12 protein-coding genes and 1 riboswitch are annotated in these 16,145 nt (G+C 70.3%); all 12 genes read right to left on the bottom strand.

Features of this window, described 5'->3' with window-relative positions; all coding sequences use genetic code 11:
• Nucleotides 1–13: 13 nt before the first annotated feature.
• The 12 genes from IF29_RS0133180 to IF29_RS0133120 all read right to left on the bottom strand — a co-directional run bounded on the left by IF29_RS0133180 (nt 14) and on the right by IF29_RS0133120 (nt 16,145).
• Entirely contained in the window at nt 14–1,096 is a 1,083-nt protein-coding gene (locus IF29_RS0133180) for a hypothetical protein (protein WP_030262913.1), read from the bottom strand.
• Complete coding sequence (locus IF29_RS0133175) at nt 1,093–2,379, bottom strand: SidA/IucD/PvdA family monooxygenase (RefSeq protein ID WP_030262909.1); 1,287 nt, start codon at nt 2,377–2,379, stop codon at nt 1,093–1,095. Before IF29_RS0133175 ends, IF29_RS0133180 begins: the two co-directional genes overlap by 4 nt.
• Before the next feature lie 14 nt (nt 2,380–2,393).
• The gene (locus tag IF29_RS0133170; protein WP_030262907.1) at nt 2,394–3,467 is read right to left on the bottom strand and encodes an FAD-dependent oxidoreductase; all 1,074 of its coding nucleotides are present in this window, start codon (nt 3,465–3,467) and stop codon (nt 2,394–2,396) included.
• Nucleotides 3,464–5,452: a class I tRNA ligase family protein gene (locus IF29_RS0133165; protein ID WP_030262904.1), complete on the bottom strand. Its 1,989-nt coding sequence runs from the start codon at nt 5,450–5,452 to the stop codon at nt 3,464–3,466. The genes IF29_RS0133170 and IF29_RS0133165 overlap by 4 nt, the downstream gene beginning before the upstream one ends.
• Complete coding sequence (locus tag IF29_RS0133160; protein ID WP_030262901.1) at nt 5,449–6,540, bottom strand: hypothetical protein; 1,092 nt, start codon at nt 6,538–6,540, stop codon at nt 5,449–5,451. Before IF29_RS0133160 ends, IF29_RS0133165 begins: the two co-directional genes overlap by 4 nt.
• 30 nt (nt 6,541–6,570) lie before the next feature.
• Nucleotides 6,571–7,845 carry an ATP-grasp domain-containing protein gene (locus tag IF29_RS0133155; protein ID WP_051726347.1) on the bottom strand — a complete coding sequence of 425 codons (1,275 nt, stop codon included), beginning with the start codon at nt 7,843–7,845 and terminating at the stop codon, nt 6,571–6,573.
• Nucleotides 7,842–8,003: a hypothetical protein gene (locus tag IF29_RS47100; RefSeq protein WP_198037626.1), complete on the bottom strand. Its 162-nt coding sequence runs from the start codon at nt 8,001–8,003 to the stop codon at nt 7,842–7,844. The genes IF29_RS0133155 and IF29_RS47100 overlap by 4 nt, the downstream gene beginning before the upstream one ends.
• A 64-nt stretch (nt 8,004–8,067) precedes the next feature.
• Nucleotides 8,068–9,903, bottom strand: a complete 1,836-nt coding sequence (locus IF29_RS0133145; RefSeq protein ID WP_030262895.1) for a carbamoyltransferase family protein — start codon at nt 9,901–9,903, stop codon at nt 8,068–8,070.
• Nucleotides 9,904–9,942: 39 nt separating this feature from the next.
• Nucleotides 9,943–12,144, bottom strand: coding sequence for an iron-containing redox enzyme family protein (locus IF29_RS0133140; RefSeq protein WP_030262891.1), 2,202 nt, complete (start codon nt 12,142–12,144; stop codon nt 9,943–9,945).
• Nucleotides 12,145–12,289: 145 nt separating this feature from the next.
• Nucleotides 12,290–13,315 carry an SGNH/GDSL hydrolase family protein gene (locus tag IF29_RS0133130; RefSeq protein ID WP_030262888.1) on the bottom strand — a complete coding sequence of 342 codons (1,026 nt, stop codon included), beginning with the start codon at nt 13,313–13,315 and terminating at the stop codon, nt 12,290–12,292.
• Nucleotides 13,316–13,411: 96 nt separating this feature from the next.
• Nucleotides 13,412–14,617: an MFS transporter gene (locus tag IF29_RS0133125; RefSeq protein WP_084715352.1), complete on the bottom strand. Its 1,206-nt coding sequence runs from the start codon at nt 14,615–14,617 to the stop codon at nt 13,412–13,414.
• Between the two features lie 175 nt (nt 14,618–14,792).
• Nucleotides 14,793–14,929, bottom strand: a riboswitch (SAM riboswitch).
• A gap of 85 nt (nt 14,930–15,014) precedes the next feature.
• Entirely contained in the window at nt 15,015–16,145 is a 1,131-nt protein-coding gene (locus tag IF29_RS0133120; RefSeq protein ID WP_051726346.1) for a pyridoxal phosphate-dependent aminotransferase, read from the bottom strand.

The following is a 16,145-nucleotide window of genomic DNA, read 5'->3' as shown; positions in this document are numbered from 1 at the left end:
GAGGTATTCCTTGTCAGCGTCGAAGCAGCAGGTATCGCCCTGCCGCGATCACCAGGAGGACGAACAGCAGCAGGAGCGGTGCGGCAGCCCAGCGGAGGGGGGCACTGCCGCGGCGCAGCACCGCGACAGCCCCGAGTGCGTAGGCCGCACCGACGGCTGTGGCGGGCACCATCAGCAGCCGCCCGACGTCACCCCGTCCCACCAGCAGGAAGAAGCAGAACGCCAGGCCCACCAGGGCTGGTGCCACACCTCGCGTGGCCGTCTGGGGCAGGACCTCCCGCGCCGTCATGGACACAGCGCGCAGGTTGGTGGCGCAGTACGTCAGCAGCAGACAGGCCACCGCTCCGCAGAGGAGCCGGCGCCCGCCGGGAGGCAGGCCGCCCCCGGTGCGGTTGCCGTGGCACAGGGCGACCAGAACCAGGTAGACCGTGGACACCACGGCCGCCGCCCCGGCCACGCCGCGCAGCAGTTCCCTGCGAGTGAGTCCGGGCAGCGCGGAGTGGGCGACCACGCTCTCCCACCCGTAGCCGGCGAAGAACAGCACTGACGCGGCGGGCCAGAATCCCGCCGCTCCCGTCGGCAGTGACCAGGGCTGCGCCCACACCGCGGCGGCCACCGCGACCACCACCGCCACCAGGGGTCTGAACCTCAGTGCCCCGGCCCCGCTGCGGGGCAGCAGAGTCACGCCGACGCAGGCTGCCGCGGCCAGGCCCAAGGCCCACCACAGGGATGGCGCGCCGGGGACGTCCTGCGGGAGGGTCGCCTCGGCGAATCCGATGATGAACCAGACGATCGCGGCCTGCCCGGCGGCGAACGCCGGTACCAGGGCGATCCGTACGGCCCGACCCGCGGCGCTGCCGAGCACGTCGTCGAGCAGCTCGGGGAAGGAGCCGGGCGGTTTCGCTCCCCCGGCCGGGTAGCGCTCGTGGGTGAACAGCGCCAGGATCCCGCACAGGGCCGTCCCCGCTCCCAGTTGCACCACCCATGCGGCCGTGTCCCGCCCGTTCGCGAGCCCTGCTGCCACCAGGGGTGCCAGCAGCATCCCGGCACCGAGCACATGGGCGGCGGTCCGGCGGCAGACCAGTTCCGCAGTCACCGGTCGAGCCGCTTGTGCAGGCCCTCGAGAATGCTCTGGGCCCGGAGCGACAGCAGGCTGAAGGATCCTGCGTCACCGATCCCGTGCGAGGACTCACACAGTCCGTTGAGGATCGCGGGCGGGGTCTCCGGGGACAGCGAGGCGAGCGTGTAGTCGGCCTCCACCAGCGCGTATCCGTCGTTGTCGAAGGCGAACCGGTCGGCCAGCCCCTGGAGCAGCGGGGGCACCCGGTCCTGGTGCGGCCCCGGGCCGAGGTCACGGAATCCGGTGGCGAGTACGACCAGGTCGTGGTCGACCTCCTCCGTTTCCTGGGTGTCCAGGTCACCCACCCGGAGCCGGACGGCGTCGCCCGACTCGCTCGCGTCGAGCACCTCGCGGCTGCCTCGGACGAAGACCCGCTGCCCCTGATCGATCCGCTGCTCGTAGATGTGCGCATAGAGCTCGGCCAGCACGTCGCCGTCGGAGGCCGAGTAGTTGGTGGGGCGCAGGTAGGCGTCGAGCTCGTCCTTCCGGGCTCGCGGCAGTGCGTGGTAGCGGGCGGTGAACCCGGGGAAGTAGCCCTCCTCGCTGAAAGGGCTCGTGTCCTTGAGCCGAAGGGCGAAGGAGCGGACGTACATGGTGATCCTCGCCCGCGGGTAACGGCGCATCAGGTCGAGCGTCAGCTCGACCGCACTCTGGCTCCCGCCGATGACCGCCACGTTCTGCGGATGACTGTCGCCAAGCAGCCGCAGCGACGGAAGGTAGCGGGTCAGGTGGAAGACGCGGGAGGACTCCAGGCCGACGAACGGCTCCGGGATGTACGGCGACCGGCCCGGGGCGAGCACGATCGAGCGTCCGAAGAGCGCCTCTCCGGACAGCGTGGAGACCTGGTACATCGGACTGCCCTCGTCGGCCGTCCGCACCGCTATCGAGGACACCTCGGTTCCGTAGTCGACGAGGTGGCCGAAGAACCCTGCGGCCCAGCCGATGTACTGGGCGTACTCCTTGCGCAGCGGGAACTCCAGCGGCAGGTTGAGGTGTTCCAGCAGCCTTCCGTGCTCATGCAGGAAGTTGGTGAAGCTGTACCTGCTGCGCGGGTTGCGCAGCGACACCAGGTCCCGCAGCGGGTGGTTCTGGATGTCGGAGCCGTCCAGGAGCATGGCGCTCTGCCAGGAGGGGGTCTGCTGACGCTCGACGAAGCGCATCCGGAGCCCGCTGTCCGCCTCCTCCGCCGCGATGGCGAGTGCCAGGTTCGCGGGGCCGAAACCGATGCCGACGACGTCGTACACGTTGTGCGTTTGCATGTGCTCTGAATCTTTCAGCTAGGGGTTCGAACCTGACTCAGGACCCGCTCGGCCACGAGGCGTCCGACGGCCGGGGCGACCTTCACTCCCCCGCCGCTCCAGCCGCGGACGCTCCAGACCCCGCTGTTGCCGGTCGGCCGAAGCACCTCGGTACTCGACGTGTAGCCGTCATAGGAGCGGACCGTGGTGAGCAGGGGTGCCTGGCCGGCCCAGGGAAGGTTCACCGCCACGGCTTCCCTGGTCCTGGTCGTGTGCGGCACCGACGGCCGGTGCCTGTCGGCCGGGTCGACGTCCCAGACCTCGTGCGGCAGGCCGATCAGGGAGCTCTCCTCGTCGATCGGCCTCCCATAGGCGCCGGTTCGCAGATCCACGAAGCTCGCATGACCGGCCCGGCCGGCCTCCTGCCCCCGGCGCACCGTGCTGATCTGGATGGAGCGGGTGCGCAGCACGGTCGGCTCGCGCAGTCCGGGCACCGGTTGCGCCGCCCAGGCCCCGAGCGCGAGTACCACGGCGTCCGCGGTCAGAGCGGTGCCGTCGTCCAGTTCCACACCGGGCCTCCCCTGCTCGGTGGTGACCCGGACGACCGCATGGCCGAAACGGGCGGTCGCGCCCGCCCGGCATGCTCGACCCAACCAGTCCCTGGTGGCCCGGACCGGGTCGATCCAGCCGGCGTCCGGCTCGACCAGGCCCACTCCGCCGGCGGTGCGGACGCCGAGCAGCTCCTCGGCGGACGACACCGCCGCGGCCCCGAGTCCGAGCCGGCGCGCAGCGGCCCGGAGCACGGGCGCGGCTGCGGAGTCCGCGATCGTCACCGCTCCGACCCGTCGCAGCGGTGACGATCCGTCCGCCCACTGGCTGCCGTCCGCGTAGATGCGCAGGCTGGCCGACGCCAGTGCCGCGACGGTCGGGTCGGGGTCGAAGGCCCTGACCATCCCGCCGGAACTGCCGGTGGCCCCTCTCGCCGGTGCGTCGGCCCGGTCGACGATCACCGTGGCCGCCCCTCGGGCGGTCAGCTGCTGGGCCGTGGCCGCCCCGATGATGCCGGCACCCACGACGATCACCGCAGGGCGGCCGGCGCCGGCCGTCATCCGCCACCGACCGGGCTCCCGAAGCCGGACGGCGCCGCGACACGGTGGCCGGGCGGCAGGAACGACCACTCCTGCTCGCGAACCGGCTCACCGGACAGCCCCAGCGCGGTCCAGAGCCGGGAGGCCGTCTCGGGCAGCACCGGCCACGCGAGCGCCGCGAACGCCTTGGCCGCGAGGAACTCCAGCGCCAGGCTGGTGCGTGCCTCCTCCTGGAACGAGGGGGTCGCGCGCAGCGGCCCCTCCGTCGCCCGGAAGCGCTGGGCTCGGTCGAGCAGCCCTTCCAGACCTCGTACGTAGGCGCGGGCGCTGAAGGCGCCCGGCACCAGCGCTCCGTCCAGTTGGCCGGTGAGGGAGTTGACGCTCCGGTAGAACTCGCGATGGGCATCGGTCCAGGCGCCGGTGCCCGGTACCTCGGGACCGAAGCGTTGGACCAGCGGCGCGAATCCGTCGATCCACTCGCGGGCGCCCTCGACCAGCGGATCCTGGCCGAGCCGCGCACCTTCCTCCTTGGAGATGGAGGACTCCGCCCCTTCGGGGGCGTGCCGCATCAGCGCGGCCCGCACCGCGTCGGGTCCCACCCGGGTCAGGGCCTCGTCGGCCCAGAGGGCATGACCCCTGCTGGTGGAGAACTTCTCCCCGTCGAGCTGCAGGAACCTGTTGGTGACGAACGAGGTCGGCAGGAGGTGTTCCAGGCCGAGGGCGATGGCGAGCACCGGGAGCAGGATCGCGTAGTAGTAGCTGTTGTCGTAGCCGAGGAACAGGGCCGTCTCGAACGGCTCCGCCTCGTGCTCGCGCTCGCGCTGTGCCGCGAGGAGGAAGGTCAGGGCCAGGTCCACCCAGGCGTCCACCCGTGCCACTGCGCCTTCCGCCTCGGCGGATCCGCTCGGCCAGTCGATCCCCCAGTCGGTGCTGCGGGTCAACCGGTAGGGCCGCAGTCCGGCCTCGTCGTCGAGCAGCGATTCCGCGAGGGCTCGCAGGTCCGGACCGCCGACGGTGCTTCCGAGGTAGGTCCGGAGGCGGTCCTGGTAGTGGGCCAGGTCGAGCCAGAGCGCCTCCTCGACCCGTACCTCGGCAGCGGCCCCGCACAGGCGGCAGCGCACCCCGTGCAGTTCCCTGGCCTCGTTGGGGAAGCCGCAGGCCTCGCAGATCTCGCCGTCGCTGCCGGCTCCGCAGCGTGCGCAGTCCCCTCTCGCGAAGGCCTGGTGCAGTGAGGTCCGGCAGGCACCGCAGTACGCCGTCGGCTCGGAGCGGGTGGCCACTCCCTCAGCCGCCGACAGCCGGCCGAGCAGGGCCCGGACGGAGCTGTGGTGGTCGGGTTCGTGCACCGGACGGGTGAGCCGGGTCGGGTGGACCCCGGCATCGGCGAGCGTGGCCACCACGGCGTCGCCCTCCTTGCGGGCCACCTCCGTGCCGGTGGACCCGGTGAGCCGGGCTGCCACGCTGACGTAGGACTGGTGGTCGTCGGTACCGGTGATCAGCCGGGCGTCGCAGCCCATGGACCGCAGCGCCCGTGCGTAGAGGTCGGCCCGAACGTACGGACCGGCCAGATGACCGAGGTGCAGGCCCCCGTTGGGGGTCGGCGGCGGGCAGAAGACCAGTGTGCGCTGCGGCAGGCGCTGCCGGGCCGGGCTGCGGCGCAGGACCGAGACCGCGGCGGGGATGTCCTCCCAGTAGACCGAGACGAGGTCGAAAGGTGCTTCCGAGTCGTTCCGGATCTCGTGGACCGAGAAGGGTGGGAGGCAGACCACGTCGCCGCGCACCAGCAGCTGCTCCTCCGCGTCCACCACGACGGTCGCCTCGCCGTCGAGGACGACGAACATCTCGCCGTCGTGGTGGGAATGGCGCTTGGACACGCTGCGGGCCGGAACGGACCCGAAGACCGATCCGAACGGCATCCCCTCCACATCGGTCGCGGACAGCAGGTCCTGCAGGTCCATCTCGTAGGACCAGCTCATCTTCGCCCGGTCCAGTGAACGGACGATCATCGGAGGCTCCTTGTCCGACGCGGCGTGGCCGCGCAGTAGTCATGTGGTGGTGTCGCCGCCCCGGCCGTCAGGACCGGGAGCCGGTCCAGGCCCGGGCTGGTGGACCGCGGATTGGGGAGGTGGCGGATCCGCGGCAGGACGGCGGCCGCCCTGCGCGGGGGCAGGATGTGCGCCGCCGGCCGGTGGCCTGCCGTCAGGTCGAACAGCCCGTAGCCCATCCAGAACTGGGTCGCGCTCCGACGGTTGCTGCCCAGGTGCAGCCAGCCGGGGATGCCGCGGCGCAGCGCGATCGGGACGGTGTCCGACCGGTAGAGCTGGTGGGCCCGCTCGCGGTTGTCGATCTCCAGGTACGCCTGGTGTTCGCAGACGCTGCGGCGCAGTGCCTCCGGAGAGCGCCCGGTCCTCCCGTCCACGGCGTGGAAGTCGTTGTTCGCCGCACCGCGCAGCAACCGCTCCTGGTCGGCGGCCGGGAGCGTCGGGAACCACTCGGTCTCGAGCCGCCGCCCGAGGCTCTGCATCCGAGTCGTCAGGTCGTCGATGTCGTAGGCGTGCCTGACGAATGTCTGGCGTAGCTTCAGATTCGGTGCCTGGTCCCGGGCCACGGTGCGGAGCACCTCGTCGAAGGCGTTCCGGTAGGTCCGCAGCGTCTGCGGGTCGGCCCCGGTGAGCCTGGGCACGAGAGCTTCGTCGGAGCAGAACTCGATGACGGCCCCGGCCGGGTGGAGTGCGCAGATCGGGGAGACGAGTTCGCACAGTCCGGCGACCGCGAAGAGTTCCGCCCACCCGGCCGAGGGGTACTCCGGTGACGAGGGGCTCTTGTACCCGCCGAACGGAACCAGCAGCCGCAGCGGCTGCCCGCGTCGGACCGTGTACGAGACGACCTGCTCGACCCGGCCGGCGACCTGACGGTCCAGCGGGGACTTGCGAAAGGTCTTGGCCAGCAGTCTGCGGGTGATCAGTTCCTCGGGCGTCCCGCCGGCGGCCAGCCGGACGCCCCAGCGCTCCACCAGGTCGGTGTCGCACGGTGTGAGGAGTCCCCCGAGCAGGACGTCAACATCGCTGACGTCGAGCATCTGGGTGGTCGTCACGGGTTACTCCTTGCTTCGGCTCGGTTCGGATCAGGACTCGCGGTAGGTGACCGCGAGGTGGCTCAGCGCCGCGTCCGCGACGACGGCAGCCTCCTGGGGGGTGTCGGCGCTGGTCATCACATGGCCCAGCCGGTCATGGCTGTTGAGCGGCCACCTGGTCTCCCGCCCCGGGGCGGCCTTGAGCTGGAAGGCGACCAGAGCGGGGAACCTGTCCAGGACCCGGGTGTCGGGCACGGAGTCGACCGTCCCGGAGCGGCCGGCCAGGAAGCGGATCGCGGCACCGCCCGCGCGGGTGGGCGTCAGGTCGGGGCGGCCCCCGCTGTGCGCCACGATCGAGCGTTCCAGCAGGGGCACCCCGATCGCGTGGTGGACCAGATCGGGGATGAAGTCACCGCCGGTCCTCGCGTTGATCTCGATCAGCACCGGCCCCTGCGCCGTCAGCTTCACCTCGACGTGGGCCGGGCCGAAGTCGAAGCCGATCGCGTCCAGCGCGGCGACCGCCAGTTCCGCCGCGGCCCGCGCCCCCTCGCCGAGGGTGGACGGGAAGGTGTGGCCCAACTCGACGAAGTGCGGCGTGGGTCCCAGCAGCTTGTCGGTGACGCCGAGGACGGTCGTGCTGCCGTCGAAGGTGAAGGTCTCCACGCTGACCTCGTGTCCGAACAGGCACTCCTCGACGAGTCCGCCGGGCACCCGGGGCTGACCCTTGGAGTTCGTGGTGCTTGCCGCCATCGCGGCGATCCGCTCCACTGCGTCCTGCCGCGTCCGGCACAGCGCCACGCCGATGCTCGCCGACTCGTCCACCGGCTTCACCACGCAGGGCAGGCCGAACTCGGCCAGGGCGGCGTCCACCTCGGCGGCGTCCCTGACGAAGCGGAAACCGGGCACCGGCACCCCCCGCTCCGCGCAGCGGACCCGTGTCTTCAGCTTGTCCCTGGCGATCCCGGCCGCCAGTGGATCGATCCCGGGCAGGCCCAGCCGCCGGGCCGCGGCCGCCGTGGTGGGGACGTAGTACTCCATCACGGTCATGACGCCCCGCACCGGAACGACCGAATCGAGGAGCACCTTCTCGATCGCTTCCGGGCTCTGCGTGTCACAGATGAGGATCTCGTCGGCGATCTCCCCGATCGTGCGCGCCGTGTCCGGGTCGACCGAGTAGCGCTCCAGGTCCGAGGTCAGGAACAGGATGCGCAGCCCCAGATCGCGGGCCAGCCGCAGCGCCTGCATGCCGGTGCCGGTGAGGTTGCTCTCCACGAAGGCGAGCGCTCCGCCGTGGCCGGATCCGATGCCGGCCGAGGACTCGTTCATCGGGCGGCCCGCCCGCCCACGGCGTTGCCGCCGCTGGTGACCCAGTAGGTCTCGGCCCGCGGGTCCCAACGCCGCGCGAGCGGGTCCCGGATCAGACGACTGGCCACCCCCGCCGGGACCACCAGCAGGAAGTAGACAAAGCACAGCAGTACACGCATGGGAAGGCTCCTCGATCTGGTTCGACGTCAGGTCGGGCGGACGGTCCGGCTGCTCCGGCGTCGGTCAGTCCAACGGGATGGCCTCACGCCAGTCCTGCGCCTCGGCCCAGTCCGGCTGGTCCGCCTTCTCGAGCAGGAAGTCGCCCAGGACCAGCACGTCGATGTCGGTGCGCATGAAGCAGGTGTAGGCCTCCTCGGGAGAGTTCACGATCGGTTCTCCGCGTACGTTGAACGAGGTGTTCACCAGGACCGGGCAGCCGGTCCGCTCCTTGAAGGCCGACAGCAGTCGGAAGTAGGCCGGATTGCTCTCGTCGGTCACTGTCTGGACCCGGGCCGAGTGATCCACGTGGGTGACCGCGGGGATGGTCGAGCGACGCACCCGGAGCAGGTCCAGGCCGCTCACGCCGTCGTTGTCGTCGCTCTCCACCCGCTGCGCCGCGGCCACCCCCGCCACCACCAGCATGTAGGGGCTCTCCTGGTCGAGGTCGAAGTAGTCCTTCGCGTCCTCGCGCAGCACCGAGGGGGCGAACGGGCGGAAGGACTCACGGAACTTGATCTTGAGGTTCATCGCCGACTGCATCTCGGTGTCGCGCGGGTCACCGAGGATCGAGCGCGCGCCGAGTGCGCGCGGCCCGAACTCCATCCGGCCCTGGAACCAGCCGACGATGGCGCCCTGCGCGAGTCGGTCGGCCACCGCGCCGGGCATCTCCTCGGAGGCGGCCTTGCGGTAGGCGGCGCCTCGGCTGTCGAGGAATCCGCGGATCTCGTCATCCCCGTAGGAGGGACCGAGGAGCGATCCCGACATCGCGTCACGTCCGGTACCCAGGTGCGTGCGCGACGCGCCCCGCTCCAGGGCCACGGTCAGCGCGGCGCCCAGGGCTCCGCCCGCGTCGCCGGCGGCCGGCTGGATCCAGACTTCGTCGAAGATCCGTTCCTGGATGATCCTGCCGTTGGCGACGCAGTTCAGGGCCACGCCGCCGGCCAGGCAGAGCCGTGACTCCCCGGTGAGCCGGCCGGCCGTGCGGGCCAGCAGCAGCACGACCTCCTCGGTCACCTCCTGGATCGAGGCGGCCAGATCGAACTCGCGCGCGGTGAGCGGTGCCTCCGGCTGCCTGCGCGGGCCGTCAAAGAGCCGTTCGAACCCCCGGCCGGTCATCACCTGACCGGAGAGGTACTCGAAGTAGCGCATGTCCAGCCGGAACGAGCCGTCCGGCTTGATGTCGATCAGCTTCTCGCGGATCAGCGCGGCATAGCGCGGGGTGCCGTACGGAGCCAGGCCCATCAGCTTGTACTCACCGGAGTCGACCTTGAAGCCGCAGAAGTAGGTGAAGGCGGAGTAGAGCAGTCCCAGCGAATGCGGGAACCTGATCTCCGACAGCGGCTTCAGGCTGTCCCCGATGCCGTGCCACAGCGTGGTCGTGGCCCATTCGCCGACGCCGTCGACACACAGGACCGCAGCGGACGCATAGGGGCTCGGGAAGAACGCCGACGCCGCGTGGGACTCGTGGTGGCGCCGCGGCTGGACCGCGGGAACCCGGCCGAGGCCGAGGTCCTCCAGGTTGCGCCGTACCGTGTCGACGGTTCGGCGCTTGTCGGTCAGCCACCCCGGCAGGGTGTCCTGGAAGGAGGCGAGGCCGCGCGGGGCCGCACCGAGGTAGGTCGCCAGTACCCGACGGAACTTCAGCGCCGGATCCTCGTAGTAGGCGACCGCGGAGACCTCGTCCATCGACACTCCGGCCTGGTCCAGGCAGTAGCGCACCGCCTGTGCGGGGAAGCCGGCATCGTGCCGCTTGCGACTGAAGCGCTCCTCCTGGGCCGCCGCGACGGTGACCCCGTCCACGACCAGGGCAGCCGAACTGTCGTGGTAGAAGGCTGAGATACCAAGGACCAGATCAGACATAGCGCATTCCCTTCCTCTTGCCGGTCAACGACTTCTGGGTCAACGACTTCTGCTCACGCGTCTGGCACGTCGGTCCGCCAGCCGGGCGTGGATTCCGGTGGGCGGATTGAGGGAGCGGTAGCCCTCCCTGATCCGGCCCCAGGCAGCGTCACGTGCGAGTCCGCCACCGTTCGACGCCGCAGCGGACATGAAACTGTCGATGGCGTCGGCCGCCCAGGCGGAATGCCCGGTCGCGACGTTGTCGATGGTGTTGTGAATGTCGACGAAACGCGTGCTGAAGCCGTACTTGCGCAGTCCCAGCCTGGCGCGCCGGTAGGTTCCACCGACTCCTGAGAGCTCCATGGCGAGGTTCAGGCCGAGCACCTCGGGCTGGAAGGTCTGCGGGAACCGTCCGATGCTCAACCAGAACACCGGGAGCTCGAAGGAACTGTCCAGGAACCCGGGCCAGCGGGCGAACTCCACCGATCCGGTCGGTGGCAGTTCCACTCCCATGCCTGCCACCAGCTCCCGGTAGATCAGCGGGTGGTTGAGCGCGAGCCGGCCGTTTCCCAGTTCGTCCCAGTAGGTCTCGAAGAGGGAGTGGCCGATGTCGGAGGAAGCCAGCTCGTAGTCGGTGAAGCCCTGCAGCCAAGCGCCGTCGATCATGGTGAGCGGAGCCAGCTGAACGGTCGACTCGATCAGTTCCTCCCGGGACGGCAGCTCCGCCTCAGCCGTCGCCTCGAACTGCTCGGCATGCCGATCGTGCTGTTCGGCGAGCCAGGGCCGAAGCCCCTCCTCCGGCCAGCGCGGCGGCAGTGCGCAGTCGGTCCGCGCCAGACCGTGGCGCGCGCGACCGAGCCATCCGTGCACGTACTGCAGGGCGTAGCGCCGCACAGCCGGCTGCTGGCCCCGGCGTTGCAGCAGGAAGTACGCCTCCCGCAGGTCCGCAGGAGCCGTCCCGTCAGCCGGACTCCCGCCCTCCAGCGGCAGATCGAACCCACCGGACCCGGGGCGCTCGCCTCCGGAGCGGGCCCGCCCGTCCGCGGCACGAGCAGTGGTGCCTTCTCCATCGCTGGTCGGCAGCGAGCCGATCCACCGGCGGAGGACAGCCAGGTCGGCCTCGCTGAAGACCCGGAACATCGAACCGCGCTCGCTGACCAGCCCGTTCACCAGAGGGCTGCGATCGGGCCGCCCCGGCTTCACCAGACTGCTCTTCGCGAGTTCGGCGAGCAGCGGGAAGGGGTCGGTCCGGGCCTCCTGCAACCAGCTCGACAGCTGCCTTCCTGCGAGCTTGAACTTCTGGTGGTACTGGGATCCCTCCCTGGCCCTGATCCGGATCAGTTCCGCTGCCTGCCGAGCCGGGTCGAACACGTCGACGAGCTCGGCGTGGAGCCCCTCGTTCCATGCACGGAGGGCGGTGAACGCCCAGCTGAACCCGGCGGCGACCCGGCGGCCCGCATCCCGGTCGTCCTCGACTGCGGTGCAGAGGGCCGTTATCGCGGCCTGGCATGCGGCGGTACCGCCGTGCGGCTCGTGGCTCCGGGCCTGTCCGGGGTCCAGGACGTCCCAGGCGGCGGCGGGGAGGGCCGTCATCACCGCGACAAGCGGAGGGAGCAGGCCGACCCGGCGCAGGCACAGGTCGGCCCCGAGGATCTCCGGATGAAGGTCGTCGGGCCTTCTGCCCATCAGGAGCAGCAGTGCCGGCAAGGAGAACGCCTCGTCCCCGATCCGCAGATCGAGTGCGGTGCGCGCGGCGGGTACCGCGAACTCGGCGACCTGAAGTGCCTGCAGCACCTGCAGGTATGCGGCCCCGCGGGAGTTGCGGGGGTGTCCCACACCGACATCGGAGGCATAGAGGGTGAGGGCGGCCAGGGCTGATGCCTCGTCAGCGTTGGCCATACCGCTCAACCACTGCAGCCACGCCCCCGAGAGCAACGCGAGCGGTGCGCAACCGAGCGCCGCGGACTGCGCGAGCAGCAGCCCTGCGTCCTCCGCCGCGGCTCGTGCGGCCAACTCCCGGTACCGGAGCGCCTCCTGGCGCGACCATGTGCCGGCTTGGCCGCACAGTTCGGCGAGGTCCGGAGTGGTCGGTCCCTCGACGCCCGACCGCTCCAGCTCAGCCCGGATCTCAGCCAGCGGCACTGCCTCGGCCTGGGTGTCCTCCGGGTCGGCGAAAGCGGCGTAGGCAGTGCGCGCCCGTGTCCGGTCGAGCTTTGCGGAGCGGCCCTTCGAGGGGTCGGGCCACGCGGTCTTTGGGGGCATGAAGTCGTCTCCTCCGGGTGCCTCCGGTTAGAACATCGGGTAGATGGACGCGTCGTCTGCGCGCTTCTTCCTGCGTCCGCGCCGGAACAGGGCATCGATGAGTCTGCGAATGGTTCCCATGGGTTCCTTTTCTCCCTTGTCTGCCTCAGCGCAGGCCGAGGTGCTCCGTGAGCAGTCCTGCGACGAGGTCATGGCCTGGATCGGTGAAGTGGATTCGGTCCACGAACACCCAGTCGTCGGCGCCTGCCGCCTCGCCGAGGATCGGGTTGATGTCCAGGAAGCGCACGTCGGCCTTCTCGCAGCCCAGTCGAAGTTCCTGGGCGTAGCGCCGCCCGGCCTCGATGGTGCAGATGTCGCCGTAGGCCTGACTGAAGTTGGAGATGCCGTCCAACTCCTCGAACAGCAACCGCTCCTGCTCCGCGGGCCGTTCGCGCACCCAGGGGGCGAGCGGCTGCAGGACGAAGCTGAGACGGGCCCCCATGCCCTGGGCGAGGAGCTTCCAGGTGGCGAGGTGTCGGAGCGTCAGTGCGGCGGCTTCCTCGATCTGGGTGGACAGGTCCGGGACGCTCAGCTCCGCGGGCCCTCGTTCCGTGGCCTTGCGGGAGGCCCGCCGGGAGAGTCCGGCCGCCCGGCGCTGCTTGGCCTGCGCCTCCTCGACCTGGTCGAAGTAGTCGTGCCCGTTGAAGAAGGCGCCGTTGTCGCCCTGCATCCAGCGGGGCAGCCGGGCCAGGCCCAGATTGTTGAATCCGCTGAACAGGACGATCTCCTCCACCTGCGGCAGCAGGTGCCGGTAGAGGACGAACAGCAGCAGTTCCTGGGTCGAGTTGAAGCTGCGCCCGCCGAAGTTCAGCCAGGGCAGCTCAGGGGCGTGCTGCGACCAGAGCCGGGATGCCAGGGTCGCCGCATCGGAGGACGCCCCGATGCCGAACACCGTGGAGCTTCCGGCGATCAACCGGACCGGCCCCCCGGGCAGTTGCCCGCCGGCCGACGCCTGCCGGCCGCCGCCCTGGGAGAGCCGGAACCCCAGGTGGTCGGTGTTCACCACATCCGAGGCGTGGCCGGCTGCGTGAAAGTACATCAGGTAGGGCAGCCACCGGATCTCACCCCGGTCGTCGAACTTCTCGGCGTACTGCAGCATCTGCGGAGTCAGCTCCGCACGATAGGAGGGCATGGGGCATCAGCTTTCTTTCGGGCAGCCCGTCGGGACCGGCCCATGTGGACAGGGGGAGGCAACCTGGGTGTGGCGGGTGAACGGCTTCGGGCGGGGTCAGCCGGCCGGGACGCGGGGGGTCTGCGGCGCGGCCCCCAGCTCGTCCTGCGGCGTGTACAGCCCCCTGGTCGCCTCGGCCCAGCGCACCGCTCGGGGTGCACCGAGCCCGGCTGCCAGGAAGAGGGCGCCGAGGACGAACCAGCCCGGCTTCCCCCAGCCGATACAGAGCCAGGTGAGCAGTGCCGGGCCGAACGACTCGGCCAGTCCCATGCCCACGCCGAACACGCCGAGGTACTGGCCCAGGGCATGCTCGGGGGCGAGGACGTTGGAGACTTCGAAGCCTCCTGCCGCTTGCCACAGTTCACCCACGCTGTGCACGGCGACGGCAGCCCCGAGCACCACGAGCGCTGCTGTGGGGGGTATCCCGGAGGCCCAGGCCATGGCCGCGCAGGCGAGCAGGAAGGCGCATCCGGACCTGCGCAGGGTCAGCGCCGCGGCCCGCAGGGAGTCCACCCGGCGGCTGGCGCGCACCTGGAACAGGATCACGATCACGGTGTTCAGCACGACCGCTGCGGACACCGCCCAGCGCGGGGCCGACGTGGCCCCGACGATCCAGAGCGGAACAGCGACCGTGAGGACGCGGTACTGGATGGACAGGACTCCGTCCAGCAGTGCCAGGGTGAGGTAGGGGCGGTCACGCAGCGCGGTCCAGCGCGGTCCCTCGGTTGTCTGCCGGATCGGGGCCATGCGCGGAATTCGGAACGCCAGCGCAGCCGCCGCGAGGAAGCACCCGCAGTTGACCAGGACGAGCTGGCGGTAGGTGCCCACGGTGTCCGCCTGGGCGGCCCAGCCGGCCAGGGCCGCGCCGACGGAGATGCCGATGTTGGTCACCGACCGGATGTAGGCCCGGAGTTCCTGCGGCCGCCCCTCGGCCAGGTGGTTGATGATCGGGCCGCGCGCGACAAGAAGTGACGACTGTGCCGACGTGGCAGCCACCACCACGAGCAGGAACGCCCAGAACCCGTGCACGGGAAGGAAGGCGGCGGTGGCGAGTGCTCCCAGCAGCAGGCTGCCCATGAGAACGGCCCGCGGTCCGCGCCGGTCCGAGAGGTACCCCGCACAGATGCCGGCGACGACGGATGCGATCCCGGCGGCACTGAGCCCGATGCCCACTTCCTGGGCCGGTATACGGGCTGCCCTGGTGAAATAGAGGACACCCGAGGTGAGAAATATTCCCTTGCCGGTCGAACTGGCAAGCGTCACAAGGACCAGCGCTCTTTGTGAGTGCCTGTTGGGAAAAAGAGACGATGGAATGCGCACAGGAAACCCCCGCTTCCGAGACGCGCCCGATCCAGCCCGATGGAAACGGGTTAGAACAGGCGGCGGAATCGGATACGGGAACCATGCTTGTTTACGCGCACCATGTGCGAGATCCTCTCACTCATCTTTCCCGCGCCACTCTGGCGCGGGCCGGAATTAGCACCACCCTGATCGCTTCCTTTGAAGGAACAATGCGCGCTCGGGGAGGTTGCTGGGGGATCGACGGGCCGTTCCCTACACCCCTCTAGATGAACTACTTGAATACCACTACTTCCGATGACGAACAGATTACCGATGAGCTCATGTCAACGCAAAGGTGTCTCACCCGCTGAGACATCGATTAAATGTCCGAGTTCGCCCGAAGCATGCCGCTTGACCTGCTTGTACGTATCCTTGAGAGCGCTTTCAGGCACGCCTGGATTTCTGGCTCACCGCCTATGGAAACCCTTATTCCGTTCGGGAATCCGAGATCGTGGCAGGGGCGCACCAGGACGCCGTGGCGCTCCAGCTCCGTGCTGACCGACAGCGCCGGGTAACTCGTCTCGCAGAAGACGAAGTTTGCCGCCGACGGAACAGCTCTGATCCATCCGAGACTGCGGATCCCCTTGGCGAACGTGTCCGCCAGGCCGCGGACCCGCTCTCGCTCCTCCGCGACGAATCCGGAATGGCGCAATGAGGCCGAGGCCGCGGCCAGGGCAAACCGGTTCACATTGAACACCACGACGTTCTTGACCTTGCGCAGCTGCTCCGCGAGTTCCCGGGGGGCGACCGCGTAGCCGCAGCGCAGGCCGGCCAGCCCGTATATCTTCGAGAAGGTGCGCAGCACCACCACCGGCTTTCCGCTCCGAACGTGTTCGAGGGCGGAGCGGGCGCGATCGGGCTCGGCGAATTCCATGTACGCCTCGTCCACGACCAGGACCGCGTCGCTGCCGACGGCGGCTTCCACGAGGAGCGAGACCTCCTGCTGGGACAGCACCGTGCCCGTGGGGTTGTGCGGGTTGCACACGACGGCGGCCGCGACGCCGGGGGACAACGCCCCGGCGACACCGGCCGCGTCGACCCGGTACCCGCGCAGCGGCACCGTGATCCGCGCTGCCCGTACCGCATCCACCGCCGCGGCATGGCCCGGGTAGGTTCCGGCCGAGACGACGCCGGGCCTGCCGGGGCCGAGGAACGCCAGCGAGACGAACAGCAGCAACTCGTCGATGCCGTTGCCGACGACGATGTTCTCAGGCGCGACGCCGTGGAGCGCGGCCAGGGCCTCGGTGAGCGCCCCTGCGGTGGCATCCGGGTAGCGCCCCGCCAGCGGAACCTCGCGGGCGATGGCCTGGAGTACCTCGGCCCGGGGCTCGGTGCCACTTTCACCGAGCCCCAGCCTGACCGCCCCCACCGGGTCGTGGGTCAGCGGCCCCGGGCGGAAGGGGGGCAGCCAGTCCGTGCTGTCGCACTGTTTGATGACGGTGCCCGGCAT

It is taken from the genome of Streptacidiphilus jeojiense (genome assembly GCF_000719095.1).
In the GTDB taxonomy this organism is placed as follows: Bacteria; Actinomycetota; Actinomycetes; order Streptomycetales; family Streptomycetaceae; genus Streptacidiphilus; species Streptacidiphilus jeojiensis.
Note: the sequence above shows the minus strand (reverse complement) of the source record. Positions and strands in the feature narration are given on the sequence as shown.

Excerpts from the sequence above, each read along its gene's own strand:
- IF29_RS0133175 (WP_030262909.1), bottom strand. The coding sequence starts at position 2,379 with ATGCAAACGCACAACGTGTACGACGTCGTCGGCATCGGTTTCGGCCCC.
- IF29_RS0133170 (WP_030262907.1), bottom strand. The coding sequence starts at position 3,467 with ATGACGGCCGGCGCCGGCCGCCCTGCGGTGATCGTCGTGGGTGCCGGC.
- IF29_RS0133165 (WP_030262904.1), bottom strand. The coding sequence starts at position 5,452 with ATGATCGTCCGTTCACTGGACCGGGCGAAGATGAGCTGGTCCTACGAG.
- IF29_RS0133155 (WP_051726347.1), bottom strand. The coding sequence starts at position 7,845 with ATGAACGAGTCCTCGGCCGGCATCGGATCCGGCCACGGCGGAGCGCTC.
- IF29_RS47100 (WP_198037626.1), bottom strand. The coding sequence starts at position 8,003 with ATGCGTGTACTGCTGTGCTTTGTCTACTTCCTGCTGGTGGTCCCGGCG.
- IF29_RS0133145 (WP_030262895.1), bottom strand. The coding sequence starts at position 9,903 with ATGTCTGATCTGGTCCTTGGTATCTCAGCCTTCTACCACGACAGTTCG.
- IF29_RS0133140 (WP_030262891.1), bottom strand. The coding sequence starts at position 12,144 with ATGCCCCCAAAGACCGCGTGGCCCGACCCCTCGAAGGGCCGCTCCGCA.
- IF29_RS0133130 (WP_030262888.1), bottom strand. The coding sequence starts at position 13,315 with ATGCCCTCCTATCGTGCGGAGCTGACTCCGCAGATGCTGCAGTACGCC.
- IF29_RS0133120 (WP_051726346.1), bottom strand. The coding sequence starts at position 16,145 with ATGCCGGGCACCGTCATCAAACAGTGCGACAGCACGGACTGGCTGCCC.